Origin of the sequence: Streptomyces tateyamensis, assembly GCF_003205575.1 — a bacterium.
Taxonomy (GTDB): Bacteria; Actinomycetota; Actinomycetes; order Streptomycetales; family Streptomycetaceae; genus Kitasatospora; species Kitasatospora tateyamensis.
Genome location: NZ_PYBW01000299.1, coordinates 1 through 254 on the forward strand (window position 1 = coordinate 1; position 254 = coordinate 254).

Here is a 254-nt window from a genome sequence, read left to right on the forward strand (position 1 = left end):
AGCTGAGCGACCTGGCCGACGGCAGCAGCCCGGCCCGCTCCTGGGCCGAGTACGCCCACAACACCAGGAGGACCACCGCGTGACGATCGAGCTCCGCCACCACACCGACCTCACCGCCCAGCCCGTCAGGACCTGCTGGACGTCTACGCCGATGTGCGGGCGCCCCTGCTGCACCTGGCCAACTACCGCGTCCAGACATTCGCCGAGCGCCTCGACCGCCACGCCACCGAACCCGGCTTCGAACTCGTCCTCGG

General features: G+C 70.9%; 1 pseudogene. It reads left to right on the forward strand.

Features of this window, described 5'->3' with window-relative positions:
• Nucleotides 1–123: 123 nt before the first annotated feature.
• Nucleotides 124–254 (forward strand): annotated as a pseudogene (locus C7C46_RS37085) (GNAT family N-acetyltransferase); the annotation flags it as partial.